Source organism: Comamonas testosteroni (assembly GCF_030505195.1).
GTDB classification, from domain to species: domain Bacteria; phylum Pseudomonadota; class Gammaproteobacteria; order Burkholderiales; family Burkholderiaceae_C; genus Comamonas; species Comamonas testosteroni_G.
Map to the genome: position 1 here is coordinate 5,294,979 of NZ_CP129672.1, position 25,855 is coordinate 5,320,833.

General features: G+C 61.4%; 20 protein-coding genes and 1 pseudogene. 12 read left to right on the forward strand and 9 right to left on the reverse strand.

All coding sequences use genetic code 11. The features are described from left to right. Window positions 1-286 precede the first annotated feature (286 nt). The 6 genes from QYQ99_RS24465 to QYQ99_RS24490 all read left to right on the forward strand — a co-directional run bounded on the left by QYQ99_RS24465 (window position 287) and on the right by QYQ99_RS24490 (window position 12,232). Entirely contained in the window at window positions 287-3,427 is a 3,141-nt protein-coding gene (locus QYQ99_RS24465; RefSeq protein WP_302090395.1) for a bifunctional diguanylate cyclase/phosphodiesterase, read from the forward strand. Window positions 3,428-3,478: 51 nt separating this feature from the next. Continuing rightward, window positions 3,479-3,808: a YnfA family protein gene (locus tag QYQ99_RS24470; RefSeq protein WP_302090396.1), complete on the forward strand. Its 330-nt coding sequence runs from the start codon at window positions 3,479-3,481 to the stop codon at window positions 3,806-3,808. A 251-nt stretch (window positions 3,809-4,059) separates the two neighbouring features. Continuing rightward, the gene (gene smc / locus QYQ99_RS24475) at window positions 4,060-7,587 is read left to right on the forward strand and encodes a chromosome segregation protein SMC (RefSeq protein WP_302090397.1); all 3,528 of its coding nucleotides are present in this window, start codon (window positions 4,060-4,062) and stop codon (window positions 7,585-7,587) included. 36 nt (window positions 7,588-7,623) lie between these two features. Beyond that, the gene (locus QYQ99_RS24480; RefSeq protein WP_302090398.1) at window positions 7,624-8,964 is read left to right on the forward strand and encodes a cell division protein FtsZ; all 1,341 of its coding nucleotides are present in this window, start codon (window positions 7,624-7,626) and stop codon (window positions 8,962-8,964) included. A gap of 64 nt (window positions 8,965-9,028) precedes the next feature. Beyond that, on the forward strand, window positions 9,029-11,155 hold the full coding sequence (gene ligA / locus QYQ99_RS24485) for an NAD-dependent DNA ligase LigA (RefSeq protein ID WP_302090399.1): 2,127 nt from the start codon (window positions 9,029-9,031) through the stop codon (window positions 11,153-11,155). A 30-nt stretch (window positions 11,156-11,185) separates the two neighbouring features. Further along, window positions 11,186-12,232 carry a patatin-like phospholipase family protein gene (locus tag QYQ99_RS24490; RefSeq protein WP_302090400.1) on the forward strand — a complete coding sequence of 349 codons (1,047 nt, stop codon included), beginning with the start codon at window positions 11,186-11,188 and terminating at the stop codon, window positions 12,230-12,232. 43 nt (window positions 12,233-12,275) lie between these two features. Here the strand turns inward: QYQ99_RS24490 and QYQ99_RS24495 are convergent, their stop codons facing one another. The 3 genes from QYQ99_RS24495 to QYQ99_RS24505 all read right to left on the reverse strand — a co-directional run bounded on the left by QYQ99_RS24495 (window position 12,276) and on the right by QYQ99_RS24505 (window position 15,026). Beyond that, on the reverse strand, window positions 12,276-12,626 hold the full coding sequence (locus QYQ99_RS24495) for a DsrE family protein (RefSeq protein ID WP_302090401.1): 351 nt from the start codon (window positions 12,624-12,626) through the stop codon (window positions 12,276-12,278). Window positions 12,627-12,702: 76 nt separating this feature from the next. Next, on the reverse strand, window positions 12,703-13,581 hold the full coding sequence (dsbG, locus tag QYQ99_RS24500) for a thiol:disulfide interchange protein DsbG (protein ID WP_302090402.1): 879 nt from the start codon (window positions 13,579-13,581) through the stop codon (window positions 12,703-12,705). A gap of 23 nt (window positions 13,582-13,604) precedes the next feature. Next, window positions 13,605-15,026, reverse strand: a complete 1,422-nt coding sequence (locus tag QYQ99_RS24505) for a prolipoprotein diacylglyceryl transferase family protein (RefSeq protein ID WP_302090403.1) — start codon at window positions 15,024-15,026, stop codon at window positions 13,605-13,607. Window positions 15,027-15,210: 184 nt separating this feature from the next. On the opposite strand from QYQ99_RS24505, the gene QYQ99_RS24510 reads away from it, so the two are divergent. The 4 genes from QYQ99_RS24510 to QYQ99_RS24525 all read left to right on the forward strand — a co-directional run bounded on the left by QYQ99_RS24510 (window position 15,211) and on the right by QYQ99_RS24525 (window position 19,601). Further along, the gene (locus QYQ99_RS24510) at window positions 15,211-15,885 is read left to right on the forward strand and encodes a response regulator (protein WP_302090404.1); all 675 of its coding nucleotides are present in this window, start codon (window positions 15,211-15,213) and stop codon (window positions 15,883-15,885) included. Then, window positions 15,885-17,708: an ATP-binding protein gene (locus tag QYQ99_RS24515; protein ID WP_302090405.1), complete on the forward strand. Its 1,824-nt coding sequence runs from the start codon at window positions 15,885-15,887 to the stop codon at window positions 17,706-17,708. The genes QYQ99_RS24510 and QYQ99_RS24515 overlap by 1 nt, the downstream gene beginning before the upstream one ends. Before the next feature lie 178 nt (window positions 17,709-17,886). Continuing rightward, complete coding sequence (locus QYQ99_RS24520; RefSeq protein ID WP_302090406.1) at window positions 17,887-18,606, forward strand: c-type cytochrome; 720 nt, start codon at window positions 17,887-17,889, stop codon at window positions 18,604-18,606. Window positions 18,607-18,623: 17 nt separating this feature from the next. After that, window positions 18,624-19,601: a c-type cytochrome gene (locus QYQ99_RS24525; RefSeq protein ID WP_302090407.1), complete on the forward strand. Its 978-nt coding sequence runs from the start codon at window positions 18,624-18,626 to the stop codon at window positions 19,599-19,601. A 285-nt stretch (window positions 19,602-19,886) separates the two neighbouring features. Here the strand turns inward: QYQ99_RS24525 and cyoE are convergent, their stop codons facing one another. From cyoE to QYQ99_RS24555, 6 genes and pseudogenes are all read right to left on the reverse strand, one after another. Then, a complete protein-coding gene (cyoE, locus tag QYQ99_RS24530) occupies window positions 19,887-20,792 on the reverse strand; it encodes a heme o synthase (protein ID WP_302090408.1) in 906 nt (301 codons plus the stop codon). Next, entirely contained in the window at window positions 20,789-21,997 is a 1,209-nt protein-coding gene (locus tag QYQ99_RS24535) for a COX15/CtaA family protein (RefSeq protein ID WP_302090409.1), read from the reverse strand. The genes cyoE and QYQ99_RS24535 overlap by 4 nt, the downstream gene beginning before the upstream one ends. 404 nt (window positions 21,998-22,401) lie before the next feature. Beyond that, window positions 22,402-22,548, reverse strand: a pseudogene (gene rdgC / locus QYQ99_RS24540) (recombination-associated protein RdgC); the annotation flags it as partial. Window positions 22,549-22,663: 115 nt separating this feature from the next. Continuing rightward, complete coding sequence (locus QYQ99_RS24545; RefSeq protein ID WP_302090410.1) at window positions 22,664-22,831, reverse strand: hypothetical protein; 168 nt, start codon at window positions 22,829-22,831, stop codon at window positions 22,664-22,666. 83 nt (window positions 22,832-22,914) lie between these two features. Then, entirely contained in the window at window positions 22,915-23,052 is a 138-nt protein-coding gene (locus QYQ99_RS24550; protein WP_302090411.1) for a hypothetical protein, read from the reverse strand. Between the two features lie 1,561 nt (window positions 23,053-24,613). Then, complete coding sequence (locus QYQ99_RS24555; protein WP_302090412.1) at window positions 24,614-24,793, reverse strand: hypothetical protein; 180 nt, start codon at window positions 24,791-24,793, stop codon at window positions 24,614-24,616. A gap of 402 nt (window positions 24,794-25,195) precedes the next feature. Between QYQ99_RS24555 and QYQ99_RS24560 the strand changes: the two genes are divergently transcribed. Both QYQ99_RS24560 and QYQ99_RS24565 read left to right on the forward strand, forming a co-directional pair. Further along, complete coding sequence (locus QYQ99_RS24560; protein ID WP_302090413.1) at window positions 25,196-25,360, forward strand: hypothetical protein; 165 nt, start codon at window positions 25,196-25,198, stop codon at window positions 25,358-25,360. Next, a complete protein-coding gene (locus tag QYQ99_RS24565; protein WP_302090414.1) occupies window positions 25,347-25,511 on the forward strand; it encodes a Thoeris anti-defense Tad2 family protein in 165 nt (54 codons plus the stop codon). Before QYQ99_RS24560 ends, QYQ99_RS24565 begins: the two co-directional genes overlap by 14 nt. Window positions 25,512-25,855 lie beyond the last annotated feature (344 nt).

A 25,855-nucleotide genomic window follows, 5' to 3' on the forward strand; every position in this document is an offset into this window, starting at 1 on the left:
TTCAGGGTAATCACTTGGTGTGAATGTTCTTTGGATGTAGGTTTGCTCCTACAAACTATGTCGATCCTCATGTTGGCTCATGGTGCTGCAGCCTTTGCTGAAAGGCGCCTGTGCCGACTGGAGCCATCTCGCAACTCAGTAATCTTGTGTTTTTTGCATGTCGCAATTCGCAACTCAGCCAGTGATGAAAGTGCGTAAACCCTGGTTGGCGCTGCTGGCATTGGGTTTTGGAGTTTCCTGTGGCGGTTTGGGGGGCTGGATGCTCCATCAGCGTCAGGAGTCGCGCATGCAACAGCGCTTGCAGCTCAGTGCCGATATGGCGATACGAGCTCTGGAGCAACGCCTGGGTAGCTATGACCGTTTGCTCGTCAAGCTCGCCGAGCAGATGGGCGGCAATGCGGATGCGGGCCAGCAGGTGTTTGCCCAACATGCCCATGCGCTGCTCAGTCAGGATAGTCTGGTGGGGCTGCAGGCCCTGAGTCTGACCCGTGCAGTGGCTGCGGAACTGCACACCGATCTTGCGCGTGATTCACAGGCCTTCGAGGTTTCCTACGTCTGGCCGCTGATAGGCAACGAGGCACTGGCGGGAAGCAACGCGCGTCAGCCGGCGGCGGCATTTCATTCCTTGATGCAGGCATGGAACTCTCGCCAGATGTCGATATCGGCTCCATTTCGCTTTCTGCAACTGCCCGATAGCCCCAAGGGCGTGGTGTTGCGGGCTCCGTTTTGGGCCGCAGCAGAGGAGGGGGGCGCCGCCGCTATCGGGGAATCTTCCGGAAAGCCGCTCGGAACGCTCAATGCACGGATCCGTCTGGGCGAATTTGCAAGGGGACTGGTTCCGGCCAACCTCTACCCTCAGGTAGCCTTCAAGCTGGTGGATCTCAGCCCAGCCGACCCATCGCCAAAGGCCGGTGGGGACCACAAGAGACTGAGCACGCCGCTGTCGATGCTTGCCGGCGGTTCGGAGATTTTATTCACTGGCTCGTTGTGGGCGGAGGCGGAAACCCATCCTGAATTTGCCTTGATCAAGCCGCTGGAGCGGCAGATACAGGTGTATGACCGCATCTGGTCGCTGCAGTTCAAGCCCGCGCTCAGCACTCAGAGACGGCTTGAGCGGTATCTGCCCTGGCTGGTATTGGGCCTGGGCCTGCTGGCGGGGCTGCTGCTGGCTGCCTGGGTCTCGGGCTGGTGGCAAAGCCGCTGGAGCTGGAGCCGGCGTCTCAAGTTCAGTGCTCAGGCAAGGCAGGAGAGTGATGCGCGCTTTCATGCCATGTGCGAGCAGGCGGCCATGGGCGTGCTCGAGCTCGATATCGCCACGCGCAGCGTACTCAAGGTCAACCAGCATTTCTGTCGGTTGCTGGGCTATGAGGCCCAGGAAATTCACAGACGCAGCGTGCTCGAGCTGGTCATGCCAGAAGACCAGGCGCACTGTGCGCAACTGCTTGAAGGACTGGACTTGCAGCAGTTCCAGCACAACGCGGGCGAGTATTGCCTGCGTTCCAAGGATGGCGCGCCAGTCTGGGTTGAACTCAATGCGTTTCTGACCGGACGTCATGAATCCCGGCGTCTGCAGGTGCTGGTGCAGGACATCAGCGGGCGCAAGCGCCTCGAGCAGATGGAGCGGCTGGGTCATCAGCAGTTGCGCAATCTCATGCAAAGACTTCCGGTGGGTCTGGTCATGGAGGATCTGGATGGGCGCCTGGTCTACTGGAACGAAGAGTTTCTGCGTCTGGCAGGCCATGGGGGCAAGCCCAGCGTATCAACCCAGCAGTGGTGGGAGCGCATGTTTCCCGATGCCGCTGAGCGCGAGCGCGTCATCCAGCGCTGGGAAGTCGCCAGGGCTCAGGCTCGCCGGACGTTGCTGCTGAGCCAATCCGAGCGTGTCGACGGTGTGCAGGCTCAGTGGGACGAGCTCGCCACCGAGGCGTCGGCTTGCATGGTGTCTGCGCAGACATTGATGCTCAGGGGGATAGACGGTCTGCGACGTCCGGTTGCGGTTAGTGCAGTGTTGCAAGCCGAGGGGTGCTTGATGGTGCTGCAGGATCAGAGCCAGCGTATGGCGGCCGAGCAGGAGGTCCGCCGTCTGGCCTTCTATGACGCCTTGACTGGTCTGCCCAATCGGCGCCTGCTGGCTGATCGGCTGCAACAGGCTCTGGCCGTGGCGCAACGCAAGGCGCATTTTGGTGGTGTGGTGCTGCTGGATATCGATAACTTCAAAGCCTTCAACGAGACCTATGGTCTGGATCAGGGCGATTTGCTGCTGCAGTCGATGAGTCAGCGCATCCGTGGTCTGCTTCCTTCAGGGGCCACGATTGCTCGCCAGGGCGGCGATGATTTTGTACTGCTGATCGAGGACCTGGGCAGCGATTCCGTCGCGGCTGCCGCCAGGCTGGAGCAGCAGGCCGACCAGTGGCTGAGTCGATTGCGTGAGCCCATAGAGATCGTCGGTATTCCGCGCTCCATCACCGTCAGCATGGGCCTGAGCCTGTTTGGCGAGGCAGAACTGACGGGTGAAGAGGTACAGCGCCGCGCTGAAATGGCCATGTACCAGGCCAAGAGTCAGGGGCGCAATGTCAGTTGCTTCTTTGACCCACAACTGCAATCGGCGCTGCAGGAGCGCCGTACGCTTGAGCAGGACATGCGTGCCGGTCTGCAGGCCGGTGAGTTCGAGCTGTTCTATCAACCCCAGGTGGAGATGGGCAAGGTGATTGGCGCCGAAGGACTGCTGCGCTGGAAGCATCCTGAAAAAGGCTTCGTCCCCCCTGCACATTTCATTCCGCTGGCCGAGGAAACCGGCGTCATCCTGCCCCTGGGCGACTGGGTGCTGCAGGCCGCCTGCCAGCAACTGGCGAAATGGGCCAAGCACCCCCGCTATGCGCAACTGGTGCTCTCGGTCAACGTCAGTCCCAAGCAGTTCCATCAAAGCGGATTTGTCGAGCAGGTGCTCAAGGCGCTTGCCGAGCATGGGGCCGATGCGCGTCGGCTCAAGCTGGAGCTGACCGAAGGCATGCTGGTCTCCGACGTGGACGACACCATCGCCAAGATGATGCGTCTGAAGTCCTACGGCATCGGATTTTCGCTGGACGACTTTGGCACCGGCTACTCCTCGCTGTCCTATCTGAAACGGCTGCCGCTGGATCAGCTCAAGATCGATCGCAGCTTTGTGCGTGACGTGCTGACCGATCCCAATGACGCGGCCATTGCCCGCACCATTGTGGCTCTGGCCAAGAGCCTGAGTCTGCATGTGATCGCCGAAGGCGTGGAGACCCAGGCGCAGTGTCGTTTTCTCGAAGGCATACGCTGCTATGCGTGGCAAGGCTATCTGATGAGTCCGCCCGTGCCGGTCAGCGAGTTCGAGAGTCTGGTCACCAATGGCAATGTGCCGGGATCTCCGATGCCAGCTCTCAGTCCGGTGTCCATGCGTTGAGGCAGTTCATGCTCTCTACAATGCCCGCATTTCGCTGTGTGAGAGATTGAATTGCCTGAAATCAAGACCCTGCTGCTATTTGTCCTGACCGCCGTGGCGGAGATTGTGGGCTGCTACTTGCCCTGGCTCTGGCTCAAGCAAGGCGGCAGTGGCTGGCTGCTGCTGCCCGCTGCGGTCAGCCTGGCCTTGTTTGTCTGGCTGCTGACTTTGCATCCCTCGGCCTCTGGTCGTATCTACGCGGCCTACGGCGGCATCTACATCAGCGTGGCGCTTCTGTGGCTGTGGCTGGTGGATGGCATCAAACCCAGCGCCTGGGATATGGCTGGGGTGGCCGTCTGTCTGCTGGGGGCGGGCCTGATCGCTTTTCAGCCGCGCGCTTGAGGCGCTCGCTGCTCTCTTATCGGATCAGAATCACTCCAATCCCTTGCCAATCCAGCGCAGGCAGCTATGGTTTGCGTGTATGCAGCAATCTTGGCTGACGAGGGGGCAGGCCGCGTTATGATTCCCGTCTGTTGACGGTTGCGAGCAAGAACAGGGCTTTTTCAAGTTTTGCGTTTGTGCAACCGCTTTTGCCGTTTTTCTTTCCCAATCACAAGCCTTTGCTGGCCAGCCTCTAGACCGACACCGACACCGTGCGCCTGAATTCCATCAAGCTCTCCGGCTTCAAATCCTTTGCCGAGCCCACCAATTTCATTTTGCCGGGGCAGATGGTCGGCGTGGTGGGGCCCAACGGTTGCGGCAAGTCCAACATCATGGATGCGGTGCGTTGGGTGCTGGGGGAGAGCAAGGCCAGCGAGCTGCGTGGCGAGTCCATGCAGGATGTGATCTTCAACGGCACCACCCATCGCAAACCTTCCAGTCGCGCCAGCGTGGAGCTGACCTTCGACAACAGCGATCACCGTGCGGGCGGTCAGTGGGGGCAGTTTGGCGAGATCGCCGTCAAGCGCGTGCTCACGCGCGAGGGCAACAGCAGCTACTTCATCAACAACCAGCCCGTGCGTCGTCGCGACGTTCAGGACGTGTTTCTGGGGACGGGGCTGGGGCCGCGTGCCTACGCCATCATCGGCCAGGGCACGATCAGCCGCATCATCGAGTCGCGCCCCGAAGAGCTGCGCCTGTTCCTCGAAGAAGCGGCCGGGGTTTCCAAGTACAAGGAGCGTCGTCGTGAGACGGAAAACCGCCTCTCGGCCACGACCGAGAACCTCACCCGTGTGGAAGACATTCTGCGCGAGCTCAATGCCAATCTGGACAAGCTGGAAAAGCAGGCCGAAGTTGCGGCCAAGTACAACGGCCTGAACGCTCAGGTCACGCTCAAGCAGCACCAATTGTGGTTCATGAAGCGGGCTGATGCCGAGGCCGAGCAGGACCGCGTGCGCATCGAAGGCCTCAAAGTCGTCAACGAGCTTGAAGAGCGCATGGCCGATATCCGCAACAACGAGAGCGGACTCGAGACGCTGCGCCAGTCGCACTACGACGCCAGCGATCAGGTCAACCAGGCGCAGAGCAAGCTCTACGAAGCCACCGCCGAGGTCGGCAAGCTGGAGGCCGAAATCCGCTATGTGGTCGAAGGCCGCCAGCGCGTGCAACTGCGTCTGCAGCAACTGGCCGAGCAACTGCTGCTGTGGAGCAGCCGCAGCGAAGAGGCACAGGGCGAGATCGAGAACATCGAAGGCGCGGGCATGGATGCCGAAGAGCAGGCCGAGATGCTGGCTGCCCAGCTCGAGGAGCAAAGCACCCGCCTGCCTGATCTGGAGGATTCTCTGCACAAGGCGCAGAAAGCCGATGCAGACCAGCGCAACTCGGTGGTGCAGGTGCAGCAGCAGATTCAGGTGTTGGCCGCCGAGCAGCGCAGTCTCGATGAGCAGCGCCGCCAGTTTGAAACCCGTTATGAACGTTTGCGGGCCGACCGCAATGCACTGGAAACGCCGGACGAAGCGCGTCTGAACAATCTGCAGGTACAACTGGCCGAGGCGCAGGAGCTGGCCGAGATGGCCGATGCTGTCCTCAATGAGTTGCAGGACAGCGTGCCGCAACTCGACGAGGACAGGCGCGCACGCCAGCAGGCCGTGAATGCCGAAAACAGTCGTCACGCCGATCTGTCTGCGCGGCTGGATGCGCTCAAGGCCTTGCAGGAAAAGGTCAAGACCGATGGCAAGCTTCAGCCCTGGCTGGCCAAGCATGGGTTGGACGGCATGCAAGGTCTGTGGAGCCGCATCGCCATCGAGTCGGGCTGGGAAAATGCGCTGGAAGCCGCACTGCGCGAACGTCTGGGTGCGCTGGAAGTGGGGCGCCTCGACATGGTGCGCGGTTTTCTGGGCTCGGGGGGGCTGGACGCTCCGCCGGCCCGGCTGGCCTTCTTTAGCCAGGCTCAGGCAGCCGGTGCTCCGTCAGCTGCGCGCTTTGCGCGTCTCAGTGATCTGCTCAAGATCAATGACGCCGGCCTGTGCGCCGTGCTGGTGGACTGGCTGACGGGCTGCTATAGCGCGCCCACGCTCGACGAGGCCCTGGCCAAGCGTGCCGATCTGCAGGCCGGCGAGACCATTTATGTGCCCACTGGTCATGCGGTGACCGCGCACAGCGTGACCTTTTATGCGCAGGACTCCGAGCAATCGGGGCTGCTGGCGCGGGCGCAGGAAATCGAGCACCTGGAAAAGGAAGTCCGCGCCCAGGCGCTGATTGCCGATGAATCGCGTTCGGCTCTGGTGCGCGCCGAAAGCGCTTATGCAGATGCCTCGCAGCGTCTGGTGTCCGTACGTCGCGAAGCGAGCGAGTCGCAAAGCCGTGCCCATGAGCTGCAGGTCGAGACCTTGCGCCTGTCTCAACTGGCCGAGCAGGCGCGGGCACGCAACGCGCAAATTGCGGCGGATTTGTCCGAAGTCGAAACCCAACTCTCCGATATCGAAGAGCGCAAGGTCGCCGCCGAGGCCCGCTTTGAAGAGCTGGATATGCAGCTGGCCGACAGTCAGGAGCGCCATGCCCAGCTGGGCGATCGCGTGCTGGAGGCCGAGCGCCGCCTGAACGAATCGCGCGAGCAGTTGCGCAGCCTGGAGCGTCAGGCCCAGGAGGCGACCTTCTCGCAGCGCACGCTGCACGCGCGTCGCGCCGAGCTGTCGCGTACCATCGAAACCGCCAGCCAGCAGGCCAAGTCCCTGGCCGAGGAGCAGCAACGCGCTCAGGACGAACTGGCAAGGCTGTCTGACGCCGCGGCGCAGGGCGGTCTGCAGGATGCACTGGATCTGAAGATGCAGCGCGAAAAAGAGGTTGCCGAGCGCCGCAGCGAATATGAGGATCTGACCAACAAGCTGCGTGCCAGCGACGAGCGCCGCCAGAGCCTGGAAAAGGCACTGGATCCGCTGCGTCAGCGCATCACAGAATTCCAGCTCAAGGAACAGGCCGCGCGTCTGGGTCTGGAGCAGTACAGCAATCTGCTGACCGAAGCCGAGGCTGATCTGGCTGCTGTGGCTCAGTCGATTGCCGAAGGCAATGTGCGCATGCACGGCCTGCAAGGTGAAATCGACCGCCTGCACCGAGAAATTCAGGCCCTGGGGGCCGTGAATCTCGCCGCACTGGATGAGTTGACCCTGGCGCGTGAGCGCAAGACCTTCCTCGATGCGCAGATGGACGATCTGACCAAGGCCATGAACACTTTGGAAGAAGCCATTCGCAAGATCGATGCCGAGACGCGGGATTTGCTGACCGGCACCTTCGACATCGTCAATCGCCATTTTGGCCGCATGTTTCCCGAGCTTTTCGGTGGCGGTCAGGCCAAGCTGGTGATCACCGGCGACGAAATTCTCGATGCCGGGGTACAGGTGATTGCCCAGCCGCCCGGCAAGAAGAACCAGACCATTCACCTGCTCTCGGGCGGCGAGAAGGCGCTGACCGCGATTGCGCTGGTGTTTGCCATCTTCCAGCTCAACCCAGCGCCATTTTGTCTGCTGGACGAGGTGGATGCGCCGCTGGACGACGCCAATACCGAACGTTATGCCAAGCTGGTTTACAGCATGAGCAAGGGAACCCAGTTCCTGTTCATCAGTCACAACAAGATTGCCATGGAGATGGCCGAACAGCTGATTGGTGTGACCATGCAGGAACAGGGCGTTTCACGAATTGTTGCGGTGGACATGGAGTCCGCCCTCTCCATGGCTGAGCTATCCTGAGCCCGGTCATCCCCTATTGAAGAACCGTTTTCTCACATGAGTAACTTGCAAATCAGTCTGGCCGTCCTGGGAGTGGTGCTGTTGGCGCTGATCGTTGCCTACAACTCCTGGACTGCGCGCCGCAATGCGCCCAGGCGGGCCGAGCCTGAGGAAGAAAGCACAGATCCTCAGCGCCTCGAGCCCGGAATGAACACCGTCGGTCATGGTGCGGACCTGACCAAATACCAGCATGAGCCCGTGCTGGGGGATTTCGGCAAGGCCATTCCCGGCACCGAGCCCCTGCAGTTGCCCGAGTCCGCAGGTCGCTTTGCCGAAGCCGATGCCGAGCTGGCCCGTCTGGTAGCGCGCGAAGCCCATGAGGAAGCGCAGCGCCAGGAAGCCCTGGCGGCCGCCCAGCACAAAGCCGAGGCGACCGAGGCTGTGCAAGAGGTGACCGCTCAGCGCACGGATGCAGGCATTGCTGCCGTGACTGAGCAGGCTACGCAAGCAGTGGAGCCCGTGCTGACGGATGCTCCTTTGGCAGCGTCGATTCCTCCCGCCCCGTCCGTGGAGCGTCGCGGTCATCTGGATGCGTTGATCGATGCGATTGCTCCGATTACCGTGGCCCAGATTGTTCCTGGTGAAGTGGCCTTGCAGGCCCAGCCCAGCACCCGCCGTGCCGGCAACAAGCCCTTTGCCATTGAAGGCATGAACCAGGACAGCAAGCTGTGGGAGCCGTTGCAGACCGGCCAGCGCTATCTGGGCTTTCAGGCCGGTGTCCAGCTGGCCAACCGTACCGGTGCACTCAACGAGATAGAGTTTTCGGAATTCGTCACCAAGGTGCAGCGCTTTGCCGATGCGCTGGGAGCCATGGCCGACGTGCCCAATATGCTCAATGAGGTCTCGCGGGCACGCGAGCTCGATCAGTTCGCCAGCGAGCATGATGCGCAGCTGAGTTTTATGCTGCGTGCGCGTCAGGCATCCTGGAGTGCTGGTTATGTCCAGCAAAATGCCCAGCGCCTGGGCTTTGTCATCACGCCCATGCCGGGCCGCATGGTGCTTGCCTCGCCCATCCAGGGCCTGCCGCCGGTGCTGGTGCTGAACTACGATCCCCAGGCCGCCATGGGCGATGATCTGGATCAGTCAGTCGTGCGCGAATTCCTGCTCAGCCTGGATGTAGCCCAGGTGCCGCGTGGACAGCAGCCGTTTGCGCACCTGCGTCAGGTGGCGGAGCAACTGTGCCAGACCATGGATGGTGTGCTCTGCGACCAGAACGGCTATCTGCTGCCGGTCTCGGCGCTGGACCCGATTCAGCACGATCTGGAGCTGCTCTACGACAAGCTGGACAGCGCGGAGCTGTCGGCCGGCTCACTTCTCGCCAGAAGGCTTTTCAGCTAAAACAAACAGGGCCAACAATGTTGGCCTTTTTTATCTCAGACCTTGAATTTCCAGCGGGCAGAGCATGACCGAGAATTTAGACCTTTTTTCCGCTGAACCCCAGGGCCAGAAGCCATCGACAGCTATCAATGCCGGGGTGCCCGAAAGCGTGACGAGCAAGGCTGCGGCATTGCGCGCCCAACTCCATCAATGGGCACATGAGTACTATGTGCGTGATGCGCCCACGGTTCCCGACGGGGAATATGACCGCGTCTATCGGCAGCTCGAAGCACTGGAGGGGGCTTACCCCGCACTCGTGACGCCGGACTCTCCGACGCAGCGCGTGATCGGTGCGGTGCTGGACGGTTTGACTCCGGTTCGCCATGCCGTGCCCATGCTGAGCATCCAGACAGAGACCGATAACGAGGCCACGGGTGCGATTGCGTTCGACCAGCGTGTGCGCAAGGAGCTGGGGCTGGATGAATCCGCTGCCGCCATCGAATATGTGGCCGAGCCCAAGTTCGATGGCCTGGCCATGAATCTGCGTTATGAAAACGGCCGCCTGGTGCAGGCCACCACGCGCGGCGATGGTGAGGTGGGGGAAGACGTCACGCACAATATCCGTACCATTCGCCAGATTCCACTGTCCCTGTCCGCGGGCCGCAATGTGCCGCCCGTGGTTGAAGTGCGCGGCGAGGTGCATATGGCCAAGGCCGATCTGGACAGGCTCAATGCGCGCCAGCAGGCTGCAGGTGCCAAGACCTTTGCCAATCCGCGCAATGCGGCGGCCGGATCGGTCCGTCAGCTCGACTCGAATATCGCGGCTCAGCGTCCTCTGTCGTTCTTCGCCTACGGTCTGGGCGAGATCACGCCGCCGGAGCAGGGCGGGCCGGACTTCGGCACGCACTACGCCATGCTGCAGATGCTGAAATCCTGGGGCTTTCCAGTTGCACCGCAAGTCAGTATTGCGCTGGGTGCTTCTGAGCTGGTAGCGTTTCACGAGCGCATCGGCGCCGAGCGCGCCAACCTGCCCTATGAAATCGACGGCGTGGTCTACAAGGTCAACAGCCTGGCTCTGCAGCGTCAGCTGGGCTTCAAGTCGCGCGAGCCGCGCTGGGCCGTGGCACACAAATATCCGGCGCAGGAGATGCCTACGCTCATGGAAGCCATCGATGTGCAGGTGGGGCGCACGGGCAAGCTGACGCCCGTGGCGCGCCTGGCTCCTGTGCAGGTGGGCGGTGTGGTGGTGACCAATGCCACGCTGTCCAATCTGTTCGACATCCGCAAGAAAGGTGTGCGCGTGGGCGATCAGGTCATCGTGCGTCGCGCGGGCGATGTGATTCCCGAGGTGGTGGGACGGGTGCCAGGCAAGCGGCCTGCTTATGTGCCCAACTTCCGCATGCCCAAGACCTGCCCCATCTGCGGCAGCGAGGTGGTGCGCGAAAAAGGCGAGGCCAATCACCGCTGCACGGGCGGCCTGTTCTGTGGCGCGCAGCGCAAGGAAGCAATCTTGCACTTTGCTCACCGCCGTGCCATGGACATCGAAGGTCTGGGCGACAAGCTGGTCGATCAGCTCGTGGATGCCCAGGTGGTGCGCGTGCTGCCTGACCTTTACAGGCTGGGCCTGAGCTCGCTGGCAGCGCTCGATCGCATGGCCGAGAAATCGGCCCAGAATGTGCTGGCTGCCCTGGAGAAATCCAAGCGCACCACGCTGCAGCGCTTTCTGTTTGGTCTGGGCATTCGCAATGTAGGCGAATCCACGGCCAGGGATCTGGTCAAGCATTTCGGCAAGCTCGACGCCATCATGGACGCCAGCGTGGAGGAGTTGCTGCAGGTCAAGGATGTCGGGCCGGTGGTGGCCGACAGCATTCACACCTTTTTTGCCCAACCCCATAACCGCGAGGTGGTGGAGCAACTGCGCGCCTGCGGTGTGCACTGGGAGGAAGGCGAGCCGGCCGAGAAGGCGCCTCAGATTCTGGCTGGCCTGACCGTGGTGCTGACCGGCACCTTGCCCACGTTGGGCCGCGACACCGCCAAGGATATGCTGGAGGCAGCGGGTGCCAAGGTTTCGGGTTCGGTCAGCAAAAAGACCAGCTATGTGGTCGCAGGGGCGGAGGCGGGCAGCAAGCTGGCCAAGGCCGAGGAGCTGGGCGTGCCTGTGCTGGACGAAGCTGGCATGCTGGCACTGCTAAGGGGCGAGCAGCCCGGTTGAGTCGACTGTAGAAGCAGCAAGGAGGGCCACATGAACAAATTGCGACGCAAACCCGTTGTGGGCCTGGCCCTGGGCAGCGGCTCCGCAAGAGGCTGGGCGCATTTTGGTGTGCTGCGCGCGCTGCGCGAGGCTGGTGTCAGCCCCGACGTCATCTGCGGCACTTCCATTGGCTCATTGGTCGGTGCAACCTATGCGGCCGGAGAAATGGATGCCTTCGAGAGCTGGGTGCTGGGCCTGGGCAAACGCAAGGTCTTCGGCTTCATGGACTTCAATCTGGGCGGCGGATTGCTCAAGGGCGAGAAGATCCTCGAGTTCTGGCGCGAGAATTTCGTCCAGGAAACCGTGGAGCAACTGAGCACTCCGTTCGGCTGCGTTGCCACCGATCTGCAGACAGGTGCCGAGGTCTGGCTGCGCAAGGGCTCGATTGCCGAGGCTGTGCGCGCGTCCATCGCCTTGCCCGGCCTGTTCACGCCCGTGATGCGGGAGGGGCGACTGCTGGTCGATGGCGGTTTGGTCAACCCGGTGCCGGTGTCGCTGGCGCGCGCTATGGGCGCTGACATCGTCATCGCCGTCGATTTGAATGCCGACATCATGCGCAGGCATATGAAGCCCGTGGATATGAGCGAGAGCGAGCTCAATCTGCATGCCCGCGAGCTCAGGGTCTCGCAACTGCATCTGGAAGAGGAAGAGCCCCCGGTACCGCTGGGCCAGATTCCCGAAGCTCTGGCGGCGAATGGCTCACCGCTCGGTTGGACGGGCGCATGGAAGCGCAGCATGACGAGCGTGAAGACCTTGTCCTCATCCGTCATGCGCAGGGGGCGCAAAGGGGAGGGAGATGTCGAGGACGATGCTTCCGCGCCTGTGCCCTCGCTGGTCAATGTGGTCATGGCCAGTGTCAACATCATGCAGATGCGCATCACCCGCAGTCGCATGGCGGGTGACCCGGCCGAGGTGCTGATTGCTCCGCGCCTCTCGCATGTCGGGCTGATGGACTTCTACCGTGGGCGCGAGTCCATCGATGAGGGCTATGCTGCAACCCAGCTGGCATTGCCTGCGCTCAAGGACTGGGGTCTTTAGCCTGGGGCACACGCGGCTTTGGAGTGCCGAGGACGCAGCCTGCTCAGCTGCGGATATAGGTCCAGCCATCCTGCTGCATGCGGGCGATGGCTTCGACGGCGCCCATGGGCAGCACCTGAATATTGTCCGGTGCGCTGATGCCTGCATTCCTGAGCGTGTTGGGGCACAGCAGCACATGTGCCAGAGCCGGTCCCATGTCGTCCGGCTGCTCCAGGACGGCTTGCACGGCCTGGGCATTGACGACAATCCAGACCTCCAGCTCAGGGTTGGCGGCTTTCAGGTTCTTGAAGTTGCCGCGCGCGCGCAGCAGTGCTTGCGTGCTGGGGGCGTGCAGCACGATGCGAGTCTCGGGGCGCAGTGCGGGCAGCAGGGTGTTCCAGTCGGGTTGGCTCATGGTATTTGGGCAGATTTGCCAGCGCAATGATAGCTGCTTGCAAATTATGTGTACTGGCTATGCGGCGGTTTGAATCCTAATGTGGGGGCGACTTGGCAGGAGCTTTGTCCATCAACTCGTCCAGCAGTCCGGGAGGCATGCCGGTGCGGATCTGCACCACTCCCTGGGCATTCTTCCAGATCGTCGCGGGTGTGGCACGCAGGCCTGCATTGCTCATCAGCGCGGCGTTGTTGGCCAGTGCGTCGCGGGCCGACAGGGGGATGCGCTGCAGCGGTGCAATACCCAGGGCATCGGGATTCTTGCCATGAGCGTCGGCATAGGCCATGGCGTGGCTGGCAAGAGCTTGCTCGGGTGCCTTGGAGGCCAGAATGGCGGCGGCCTTGCCTTCGCTGCTGGGGCGCAGCATGCCCACCAGAACATGGCGCAACTGCAACTGGCCAGCCTGCACCAGTGGCCTGGCATCGCGCCAGAGCTGGTTGCAATAGGGGCAGTTGGGATCGGTGAACACATAGGCGATGCGGGCGGCATCGGGCCTGCCGTCGCCAATCCAGTGCGTACGCTCCAGATCGGTCCAGAACTCCTGACCCATGGGCTTTTGCACGGCATTGTGCAAGGCCTTGGCGTTGACGTCCTTGCCCTGGGCATCAATGACGGTGCCAATCACCCAGTGCTTGCCGTCAGGCATGCGGTAGATGGGAATGGGCTGCTGGTCGCGGTAGGCGGCCCAGGCCTTGAGGCCGCCGGAGCTCTGCATCGGGCCTACGATCTGCAGGCCTTGCTCGGCGAGAAACTGTGCTGAGGGCAGGTCGCTGCTTGCCGCACTGCTTGCTGCAGCGCTGCTGGCGGCAATTACGTCGCGGGTATAGGCGACGGCCACCACGGTGGCTGCGGCTGCAGCGAAGATGGGGAGCGTCAGCGCCGCCAATTGGCGTGACAGGGGCTGTATACGTGGCACGATAAACCTTTGTCCATCTTGAGTCATGGGGCCTGTGTTGGAGGCGCAATGGTGCGCAACTGCTCGCTCAGGCTGGCGCGGGAGAGCTCCCCCGTACGCGTGGACCGCAGGTGTCCGTTCGCGTCATAGAAATAGGTGGATGGCAGGGAGCGTTGCTGCCAGTGCTGACCGGCAAGCTGGTCGGGGTCCAGGAGCACCTGGGCAGGGGGCAGAGGCATGGACTGCAAATAGCGCAGCACTGCAGCGGCGTCTTCTCCCTGGTTGATCCAGATGAAACGCACGCCTGGATGGTCTTTTTGCGCTTGGGCCAGTACCGGCATCTCGCGCTTGCAGGGTGGGCACCAACTGGCCCAGAGGTTGATGACCAGCGGTTGGCCGCCGTAGCTGCGCAGATCCGTGGGCTGAGCGGCTGCGCTGACCAGCGTCAAAGAGGGGAGTGAAGACTCTGGAGGCTCAACCCAATTTCGCAGTGCGTAGGCTGCCATCAGGATGAAGGCTCCCACACCCAGGGACTGCAACACGCCACGTTTCAGGAGCGCATGGCTGCGGCAGCTCCAGGCTGCCCAGAGAGCCGCCACCAGCAGTCCGGCCCAGAGGTTCCAGCCACCGTCGCGAATATCCAGAATTTGCAACACGCTGGCGGGAGATGCGCTCACGGGTGCCCAGTACTCGGGCCACCATTGCAAGACGTAGGCCGTGCGCGCCGCCACCAGTCCAGCAAGCGTGGCCTGAAGCAGCAGAGTCTCTACAGGCTGATTGCTTTGACGCTGCCTGAGTCGCGCCCACCACTGGCTGGCAAGCAATGCCAGGAATGCGGCAAGAGCCATGGTGGGCAGAGCGAGAGGGCCTATCCGCACACTGGCGGGCAAGGTCAGTGCCTGCAACAAGCCGGGTTGAGCTGCTTCGGTATTGCCTTCGCTCAGGGCTGGAGTAGGGGCATCCGCATTCCTGTCCATGCCTGCTTGAGCGGCGCTGATGCTCTGCTGCTGTACCGGGTAGCAGATGCCTATCTCGGCACAGCCTTGCCATTGCAGCTCCAGCGGCCATTGCGTCGACTGTTCAGGCAGCGCGGCCTGAATGCGCAACTCCCGGTGAAAGACCTGCACATGGCCAAAAAAAGCATCGCTCAGGGTCTGACTTTCAGGAATCTGCAGCGGTATTGGCTGACCCTGAGCATCGAGCATGCGCAACTGGTCGCGGTAGAGATAGTGACCAGGGGCAATGTTCCAATGCAGCTCCAGCAGGCGGCTGCCATCAGCCTCTGTCTTGACGGCGCTTTGCTCGGGGCGGACCAGCTCAAAAGCCTGTTCCGCAGTCAGGATTTCGGGTTGCGCAGAGGGCTTGTCGGCATCCAGGCTGGGCAGGGCCAGCGGCTGTGCCCAGGCAGTCATCCCCGTCAGCAGGACTGAAAGCAGAACGATGGCTGCGGCAGGGCGAAGAGACATGAATGGTGGTGGCTGAGCGTCTTGGATGAGGCGGTCGCGCATTTTGGGTGGAAGGGATTAAGTAGGGGTTAACGCTGCGAAAAGATAAATCTGCGATGCTCGGCCGATTCGGATAAACAAGGCGCGTAACGGGTACTCACATCTCTGGATGTGATGGTGCGGGTGGCGGTTGCGCAGTGAAAAAATGCATGTGCTGTTAGTGGAAGATAACGCTTTGGTCGCCAGCGGGGTGAAGGCGGGCCTGCAGCTACAGGGCTTTGGCGTGGACGTGGTGGGTTGCGCCAGCCAGGCTGATGCGGCGCTCAAATCCTCCCACTTCGATGTGTGTGTGCTGGATCTGGGTTTGCCCGATGAGGACGGTCTGCATCTGCTGGCGCGGTGGCGCCGGCAGGGGCTGGAGCTGCCGGTGCTGGTGCTGACCGCACGTGATGCAGTGGGCCAGCGGATCGAAGGCTTGCAGACGGGGGCTGACGACTATCTGGTCAAACCCTTCGATCTGCACGAGCTGGCGGCGCGGCTGCATGCGCTGCTGCGCCGGGCGGCGGGGCGTACCGTGGACTGGATTGTGCTGGGCGATGTCAAAGTGGATCTGGCCGCCGGCCAGGCCATGCGTGAGGGCAGCATCGTGGACCTGTCGCGTCGTGAATGGGCGTTGCTGCGCGCACTCCTGCAGTCGCCGGGGCGAGTGCTGAGCCCTGAGCAACTGCGCGACAGCCTCTATGGTTACAGTCTTGATGTGGAGAGCAACGCGGTCAATGTGCATGTGCACCATCTGCGTCGCAAGCTGGGCTCGGACATGGTGGAGACCGTGCGTGGCGTGGGCTTCAGGTTGGGGCGCGTGCAGGCAGGCAGTTGCTGATGCGCAGCCTGCGGGTCCGTTTGCTGGTCTGGCTTTGTCTGGCGCTGTGCACTTTGTGGGGCGGTGTGGCCGCCTGGATGTTTGCCGGCATGAGGCATGAGCTGCGCTCCGTGCTCGACGATCGACTGATTGCATCGGCCCGCATGGTGGCAGGCATTGTCCACCAGTTCAAGCCGCACAACGCCAGTCCCGAGGACTGGGGTCCCATGCTCAATGTGGTGGCACGTGATGGTGTGGCTTGTGAGGTCAGCATGATTCGCAGCGAAGTGCATACCGCACCTGCGCATGATGCTATGGATTCGGAAGCAAATGCTGTGTCGGACGAAGTGGGCGGAAAGGCGGCTCGCCCGGCACTGATTCCGGCATCTCCGTTGGATGTGCCGCGCGCCGGAACCGTAAAGACCGACCGTGCCGGGGAATCCGCAAATACGGCTCCCGAGCGGGCGACCGAGCCTGCCGATTCTCATGTGCTGGCTCGCACTGCGGATGCGCCCAGCTTCCAGGGGCCGCTGCCGCTGGGCTTCTCGAGCATCACCAAAGGCGGCAAGCCCTGGCGCACCTATGTGTTTGAGGAGCACGGTGTGCGCATTGCGACGGCCGACCGCATCGATGTGCGCGAGGGACTGATCCATGGTTTCGCCTACACCATCATCCTGCCCTTTGTGCTGGCGCTGCTGGCCAGCATGGTGTTGATGTGGTGGGGGGTGACGCGCGGCCTGCACCCTCTTGAGTCGCTGCGCCAGGAGTTGAGCGAGCGTCCGCCCGGAGATGATTCTCCCGTGGTGCAAGGCAGGCAGGTCAAGGAGCTGGCGCCACTGGTGCAGACCATCAATCACTTGCTGCAGCGTGTGCACAGAGCCATTGAGCGTGAGCGTCGCTGGAGCGACGATGCAGCCCATGAACTGCGCACTCCGCTGACTGCCGTCAAAACCCATGTGCAGGTGGCGCAGATGGCGGTGGCCAATGCGGGGTCTCAGATGGTGGCTTTGAGGGATCAGCCCGGCGCTGGCACAGTGAGTGCTGTTCCCAGGCCGATTTCGGAGACCGCGCAGTGGCAGATGACCCGGCAGGCGCTGGAGCAGGCGGGGGAAGGCGTGGAGCATTTGCAGCACACGCTGGAGCAATTGCTGCTCTTGGCCAGGCTGGATTGTCAGCCGGTGAGCGAATATGCAGGAGGTTCTCGTGCCATGGCTTGCGGTAGCGAACCCGCCTGTGCTTGGGAGGCTCTGGAAAAAGCCTGGGGGTTGGCCGCCACGGCCATTCCTTCGGGCTCGCAGCGCCTGCGCTGGTTGCCTCAGCAAGCCCTGAATGACGCCAGGCTGCAGGACTTGCGCGTGGCCGTGCCTCAGCCCCTGCTGGTGTCGGCATTGCGCAATCTGATGGAAAATGCCTTGCGCTATGGGCGGCAGGCAGCTGACGAGCAGGGCGACTCTGCGGTGCTGCTGGGCCTGCGCCATATCCCGGAGCTGGCGCAGGTCGGCGGCGACAAGCTGCAGGCGACGCTTGTCAATCCTGCCGGTTATGTGGAGTTCACGGTGGTCGACCATGGGCCAGGGCTGAGCAGCGAGGACTGTGCCGTGGCGACCCAGCGCTTCTGGCGCAAGCAGCATCAGGCCCATGGCAGCGGTCTGGGGCTGGCGATTGTGCAGCGCATTGCACAGTGCAGCGATGGTGAGCTGGAGTTGCTGCCTTTGGCGCAGTGGCGGCAGCATAAGGGCTATGCGTTCGAGCAAATGCAAGACGGCCTGGCGCCAGAAGCGGTGACGGGGCTGGTGGTGCGTTTATGCCTGCCGGTGAAGTCCTGTGCTGCGCCGCCTGATTAGTCAGCTTGGGGCAATTGTTTGCAGCATTAATTGGCTCTTAATCTTCTGTAGGTATCTTCGGGCAATGTGCTTGCTGTCATCGGGCTGCTTTGGCTCGCGACATGCTAGGTCAAACGTCGGCGTTCAGCAAACGCCTGATGTGCGGCAGATCTGAGCCGCTTAAACCTCCATTCCCAAGATGAATCGCTTGAACACAAAGACTCTGCCCCGGTCGTGGGTGGCTGTCGGCATTTCCATGCTGATGGCGACCAGCGCCTGGGCTCAAGAACCTGCTGCCGCCAAGGCTGCATTGAGCGGCAATGCCGCTGCCGGTGCAAAGATTGCTCAGTCTGGCTCTGCCGGCGGTGCGGCTGCCTGCGTCACCTGCCATGGTGCCAAGGGCGAGGGCCAGCCTGGCTTCCCCGCACTGGCGGGTCAGCACGCCGGTTACCTGGAGCGTCAGCTGAACCAGCTGGCGGCTGGTGCTCGTCAGTCGGCTGTCATGGCTCCCATGGCCAAGGCCTTGAGCGAGCAGGAACGCGCGGATGTGGCCGCCTATTACGCCAGCCTGCAACTGCCCATCAAGAGCGTGCGCGGTGCCTTGCCCGGCAAGAGCGACGATAGCGGTGCCTGGTTGGTCGAGCGTGGTCGCTGGGCCGACGGCATTCCAGCCTGTGCGCAGTGCCATGGTCCCGGTGGCGTGGGTGTGGGCAAGGACTTTCCGGCCATCGGCCATCTATCCGCCGACTACATGCAAAGTCAGATCGATGCCTGGAACAAGGGGCAGCGCGAGGCCGGCCCACTGGGTCTGATGGGAGCTGTGGCCAAGAAGCTCACGGCCGATGACGTCAAGGCCGTTGCTGCGTACTACCAGCGCCTGCACAACCCCGCTGCTGCCGCAGCAACCACCAAGCCTTAAGAGTTCGGGAGTTGACAATGTCGGACAAACAACAAGCTGCTTCCAAGAGCTCCAATCTCGCTGAATACGCCGTGGTGGCCTGCCTGTTCGCAGGTCTGGGCGGCGCGCTCTGGTATGGCATGAGCATCAGCAGCCCCAAGAAAGCCGAAGAACCAGCCAAGGTGGCCGCGCCTGCTGCAGAAGCCAAGGCCGTGACAGTGGCCGCCAAGCCTGGCGAATTCACACCTCCCGGCGTCAGCGACTACCCGGAAGGCCCCATGGGCGAGTGGGTGCGCCGTGGCGAAGCGATCTTCACACGCACCCCGGTCAATGCCGTAGGCTTCTCGGGCAACCCGCTGAGCTGCACCAATTGCCACCTCGATGCGGGTCGCTTGAAGGGCGCTGCCCCCATGTGGGGGGCATACCCCATGTATCCGGCCTATCGCAAGAAGACCGACCATGTGGACACTTTTGCTGAGCGCGTGCGCGGCTGCTTCATGTACTCCATGAATGGCAAGGCGCCGGACGACGGCCATGACATTCTGGTGGCACTGGAGTCCTATGCCTACTGGATGGCTCAGAAGGCCCCCACGGGCGAGAAGTTGCCTGGTGCAGGTTTCAAGAAGGCGGGAAAGCCCGAAGAGACTCCCACCTATGAAGCCGGTGCCAAGGTTTATGAAGCCAAGTGCGCGTTATGCCACGCTGCAGACGGCAAGGGCCAGTTTGTCGGCGATGTGGCCGTGTTCCCGCCGCTGTGGGGCAAGGACTCCTATAACTGGGGTGCGGGCATGCATGACATCGACAAGGCTGCCAACTTCATCAAGAACAATATGCCTTACGGCAATGCAACGCTGAGCGATCAGGAAGCCTGGGATGTGGCGACATTCATCAACAGCCAGGAGCGTGGCCAGGATCCTCGCTTCAACGGCAATCTGCAGGCAACGGCCGAAAAGCACCATGGCACATACTCCATGTACGGCAAGGAAGTGAACGGCAAGCTGCTCAAGGGTCTGTAAATGGACGCTTGATCGGAGTCCGCTGGATGCCACTCAAGGCCAGCCCTGTAGTCGGGGCTGGCCTTTTTGATGATCGGGGTCGCCAGAATGCGTGTCCGGCTAAGTAGTCGTTGAGCCATCGGCGGTACGTTGCGTCCTATTCACGGGGCCCAGGGCTTGCAGGGCTGAACAAGATCCATTGAATCCGCACTCAAACGCAGACTCGGAAAGCACGGAAAAATCACTTTTTGATAGTCGTAAAAAAGCCCGGCGAGCCGGGCTTTTGCAATGGCAGGGCTTGAAAGGTCAGGCCATGAACAGGTAGTGATCCACGAGCAGGGCGAGAAACAGCAGGCTCAGGTGAAGCAGTGAAAAACGGAAGGTGCGGCGCGACAGCTCGTCCGAGTAATTGCGGTACAGGGCCACGGCATAGGCGATGAAGCCTGCACCCAGAACGACAGCCGCGAACAGGTACAGCCAGCTGCTCATGCCGTACATGAAGGGCAGCAGACCGGCCGCAAACAGCACAACGGTGTAGAGCAGAATCTGCAGGCGCGTGTATTCGCTGCCATGGGTCACGGGCAGCATGGGCAGGCCGGATTGGCGGTAGTCCTCCACGCGGTACAGGGCCAGGGCCCAAAAGTGGGGCGGAGTCCAGAGGAAGATGATGAGGAACAGAATCAGTGCCTCGGGGCCGACATTGCCTGTCATGGCGGCCCAGCCCAGCACGGGTGGCATAGCGCCTGAAGCTCCGCCGATCACGATGTTCTGTGGCGTGGCTGGCTTGAGAACCACGGTGTAGATCACCGCATAGCCGACAAAGGTGGCCAGTGTCAGCCACATCGTCAGAGCATTGGTCCAGACCAGCAAAATCGTGGCGCCAATCATGCAGAGAATGGCCGAGAAGGCCAGTGCCTGCTGACTGGAGAGTTCGCCGCGCGCCGTGGGGCGCCAGGATGTGCGCTTCATCTTGGCATCGATATGACGCTCCACCAGGCAATTGAAGGCCGCAGCGGCAGCCGCTACCAGCCAGATGCCGGCGCAGGCAACGCCCATATGTATCCACTGATTGGCCGTTGGCCAACCGGGAACGGCCAGCACCATGCCGATCAGGGCGCAGAACACGATGAGCTGCACCACGCGAGGCTTGGTCAGTGCATAGAACTGGCTGATTCGCGAGGTGTTGTTCAACAAGGATTCACTTTGACTCATGCAATCACTCTTTTTACGCTATGCCTCAGGCTGGGCGGCGCGCCATTTCGGGCCCGGGGGGCGGCGACGGCATTTGCGCGCGTCACGGCCAGACTCCAGACCACAGTCGTTACCAGGGCCGCGGCTCCACCGGTGTGAAGCACGGCCGCAACCAGGGGCCAGTCCAACACCACATTGGACAGACCCGTCAAAACTTGCAGCACTGCAAAAAATCCCAGCAGCCGGCGCTGCTTGGCCAGTGCAGGAGCATGGCGCAATGCCCACCACAGAGCAGCCAGTGCCAGAACCACCACATAGGCCGCCAGACGGTGGGTGTAGTGAATGGCGGTCAGCGCTTCGAAGCTGATGTTGCTGCCGTCCTTGAGCATGCCCAGAGGGCGCCAGATCTGCAGCGCTTCGGTAAAATTCATGGCTGGCCACCAGCTCTCCTGACAGCCGGGGAAGGTCGTGCAGGCCAGCACGGCGTAATTGGTGCTGACCCAGCCGCCCAAGCTTACCTGGGCAATGAGCAGTGCCAGGCAAAGCCACAGCACGATGCGCAAGCCTCTGGCGATCAGGGCCGGAGAGCGGCCAGCTTGCTCCTGGCTCAGGCCCGATGCTGGAATGGCCAGCAATGCCAGCAAGCCAGTACCGCCCAGCAGGTGCAGAGTGACGATGGCCGGAAACAATTTCATGGTGACCGTCAAGGCGCCGAAAGCGCCCTGTATGCAGACCCATACCAGAGCCAGAGTCGGCCACCAGGGGCTGACAGCGCCTCTGAAAGAGGTGTGTTGACCCGTTAGCCTGGCCGCCCGTGCCTGCTTCCAGCTCATGACCGTCATGGCAATGATGAGCACGCCGACCGTGGTCGCCAGATAGCGGTGAATCATTTCCACCCAGGCCTTGCCATGGGTGACGGGGCCGGTGGGCATGGCAGCTTGCGCTTCGGAGATCTGGGCATGGGCTGCGATAGGGCTGGCCGTGCCATAGCAGCCTGGCCAGTCAGGGCAGCCCAGCCCCGAGTCTGTCAGACGTGTGAAGGCGCCGAATAGAACCAGATCGAAGGTCAGGAACAATGTCAGAACGCATAGCGCCTGAAGGCGCCTGCCTGAACCCGTGCTGCGATTGCGCCACCAGACCCAGCACAAGGGTCCCAGGGCTAGCACCAGACCGAAAGCCATCAGCTCCAGCGCAGGAGCCAGGTCATAAAGCTGCTGCTCTGTCATGCCGCAGCTCCGCAGGCCGGCTTCCATCGTCCAGCCGCCTGTGCTTCAGACAGGGCACGGCGGTCAGCGGCCAGGAAAAAATCGCAGAAGCAAAGCGGCATGATTCGGCAGGGGCGGTCAGTACTTAGCCAGTATTTACAGAAATTATTGAAGATCTTGGTCAAGCGCAAAAACGAGAGGAACCAGCTTGCCAGCAGCGAGCCTTGCGTGCTCCAGGACCAGGACTCTGCTCGACGCTTGGAGCAGCAGTTGAATGCAGGCTCTTTGATCGCGCACAATTTTACCCATGTGATTTGAGGCTAGGCATTCGTGACCGGAGTGTCCCTAACAATGAGGAAGAAAGGCTTGTCCTCAAAACCGTGCTTTCGGGGAAACTCCGAGGCAAAAAATGCCCAAATGCTCCGATAGCGCATCACCCACTGCCCGGCCACGGACTCAACCAACGGGCCGTGCTGCTCGCCGAGCGGTGGCACCCAGCCGACGCAGCGCCCTTGCGTGGCGCCGCACTCCTCAAAGACTGTCTTCTGCAGGGCATCCTCCAGCACCTGCATATCGCCTTGTCAGCCCTTGGCAATGCGGTAAATGGTCATGTTCTTGAACATCAGGACTCCAGAAAAGAGAAAGCCACCGGATCGGTTGCGGGGTGGTTGGAGTAGGGCGCAGCGGTCACGGCAGCACCTTCAGGCATTGCACGGTCTTTTCGTCCAGCCATTCGGCATGCATGCCGGGGCAGGCGCACTCGTCGCGCAGGCTCTGGGCGATGGTTTGGGGCTCATCTGCCTGGGCATCTGGTACGGCCAGCCATCCAAGACCCAGGCAGATGGCAACGATCAAGATCAGTGCTTCAAGCAGCTTTGTCGTGTTTTCATCCCTTAGCGCTGATGCAGAAAGCGCGAGCAGCTATCAAATTTGAATGATCAGATGGGCCCTGCCTCAGGCGTGAGCGCCATGACCACGGCCGCGCCGACCAGGCAGAAGAGGCCGAAGCCAGTGAGAGCCCATTGCGCCGCGAACAGCAGCTTTTTGGTGTGGGTAGTGGATGGAGTCGAATGCATGGAGTCTCCTGTGGGCAAAGAAAAAGCCTGCGAGCGTTGGCTGCGGGCTTTGGTTGAGAGTGGCGCTTTGCGCGGTGATTAGGTGATCAAGTTCCTGTCGCACCGCTGGAGCTGCGCTGGTCAATTGGCACGATTAGCTTGATATGCTGACAAGTCATCAGAATTATTGGGGAAGCTATGTCAAGTTTGGGATCGATCGCGCTTGTCGTTGGTGGAGCATTGAGCGCGTTTGCCGCTATAGCTCATTTGGTGTGTATCGCAATCGGCGCTCCCGCATACCGGGTAATGGGAGCGAGTGATCGGATGGTCCGAGCTGCCGAGCAAGGGAAACCTCGGCCAGCACTGATAACGCTTTTCATCGCATTGATTTTGTTCATCTGGGCTGGCTACGCATTGGCCGGAGCTGGCGTCATTGAGCCTCTGCCGCTAACCAAACTCGCTCTCTCAGCTATCTGTGCTGTGTATCTGGTGCGGGCGGTTGCTTTCCCATTTCTCAAGCCGGTGTTCCCTGCAAACACGCAGACTTTTTGGCTGGTGTCATCTGGCATATGTCTTGTGATTGGGCTGTTTCACTTGGTTGGCCTCGTTGAGTTGTGGGGCGCGCTCTAGGCATTTCACTGATCAGTATTCAGTGCCTTGCACAAGCGCTCTTGATGAAAAAAGAAAGCCCGCGAGCGGCTGCTGCGGGCTTGAATAAAGAGCCGGTGACCTTTCGGGTCATGCCTGGGGAGAGGTCAGAAAGGGAGGGAGGAGAGATCCCAGGCCCGGCGTAACAGGTCGATGGGGTCGAATTCTGCTTGATGCTCTTCAGGCGATCAATAGGAGTTCGGCTTACCTAAAACTGGGGGCGTGCCACCTGGTGTGGCCACTCTCGCCACGCCGCGAAGATTGCGCCGAGTTCCTAGTTGACGGCAACACAGGCGAATTCTTGAGTTACCGCACCTGCCCGAGCAGTCACGCCAGATAGCCCCCGCTACTTTCCCGGGGTGTTCATGATGGGCACCCAAGACTGGTGCCGTTACCCTCTTGCAGTATTCCAGCCGGGCCTTGCAGGGCCTGGTTTGTAAGAACCGGGGAGCCGCCCCCCCCCTGCGTGATGGCCCCGCTCTAGCCCTGCGGCAGAGGGTACATGCATGCCGCATGCTTGCTAAACGCTCACATTTCAGAATCTCCAGATGCGAAAAAGCCACCTTGTGGTGGCTTCGGTGCTCTTCTCTAACCCATCGGCAACGCAGCTTGTCAGCGGTGCATCAGAAAGTACTGACCTTTGCCGCTATTGCCTACGTTGTTGTTGCTGCTCTTCCTCATTCTTTTCTTTCGGGACACGAGGCTTGTCTTGTTGCTGTGGAGCTGGTAGCCCATCGGTCATAAAAAACATCAGCTTCAAGGTGTCCCAAAAGGTTGGGGTAGAGATGGGAATGGGGTTACCTGACAAATAGACCTCCGGTCTAAGGTGGCTGGTCAAGATTGACTGCCTTGCCCCACGGTACTCTTTTAAATGACCTTAAACGGTGCCCTTGAAAAATAGACGCTCGCCATGTTGTCGAAGCTGCAGCCGTGATCAGTCGATGAAGCCGAGTTCGCGCAGCGCTTCTGTCTCCTGGGTGTACTCAGCGTCCTCGATCAGCAGCGTGCCGTCAGGCCCATAAATATTGCGCTGGGGCGCTCCCATGGCTTGCTCAATGCGTTCGACTCTGTAGCCGTGCCGCTCCCAAATTTCCGTGGTGTTAATGCGTGTCATGGATTCACTTTACCCAAACCGAAGCCCTGCAGGCAACGCTTTGGTTTACGCCCTGATCTTACTCAGGGGCTGGCGCTGCTTGCTCGGTGGGCTTCCCGCTCTGCTGCAGCCGCCCTGGCATTGAAGGCTGCCATGTGGCCTATGACAACTATCGATTGCTTGAGCACGGAGGGCGCGAGGCCCACCGCGAGTACGGCATTGAAGCCGCCGCTTCACGCGCGAACAGATCCTGAAGGCCGGGCTCTGGCCCAGGAAGCTGCCCATGTGGGTCTGAGAAGTGTAAGAACCAATTTCCTGGAGCATCAAAGAATTCCACAAAAGCAAAGCACACCTCTGGAACATCGACACACCGCGCCCGTGGCGCGGCGGGATCTTGGAGCCACGGAAGAAGCGCCGACGCTCATGCAGGTATTTGAGGCAATCAGGCCGATTAACGATGCCGGTGGCGAGCCCACGCGCGAGCGCATCGTGGCCATGACTGGGCTCAAGCCCACCACTGTGGATGACCGTATCAAGGTGCTGCGAGGCGAGGGCAGACCAAGGAGAACCTTCAATGAAATTCGGTGACGCAATCAAGGAGTTGCAGCTGGGCAAGCGCCTTCAGCGCACAGGCCGGAACGGCAAAGGCCTGTTTGTCTATCTGCTGCCTGCTGCCAGCTATCCGGTACAGACTGGTGTGGCCAATAAGCACTTTGGCGAGGGGGCGATGGTTCCTTAAGCGGCCTACCTGGCGCTCAAAAACGTGGACGAGACGATGAGCGGGTGGGCACCGAGCATCAACCACCCTGGCCGAAGACTGGCAGGTAGGCGTTGTTGTGGGCCTTCCAGTGTCGAAGGAGCGTGTGGCAAACGCGCTTGTGGACTGTGTGGATCGGTGATTCGTCAGTCATGAAGCGATTGTCCCAGAGTAGGCCGCAGAAGCCGCCACAAGCGGATGTCAGATAGACGTCCCAAGAATGGTCATTCATATCCAGCGCGCCATCCAAGCTGCTTGTCCGTATTGCAAAAAACGCCTGCAAAGACGCAATGTTCAAGGGATTGGCTTTGCCTAGTGAGCAGAAA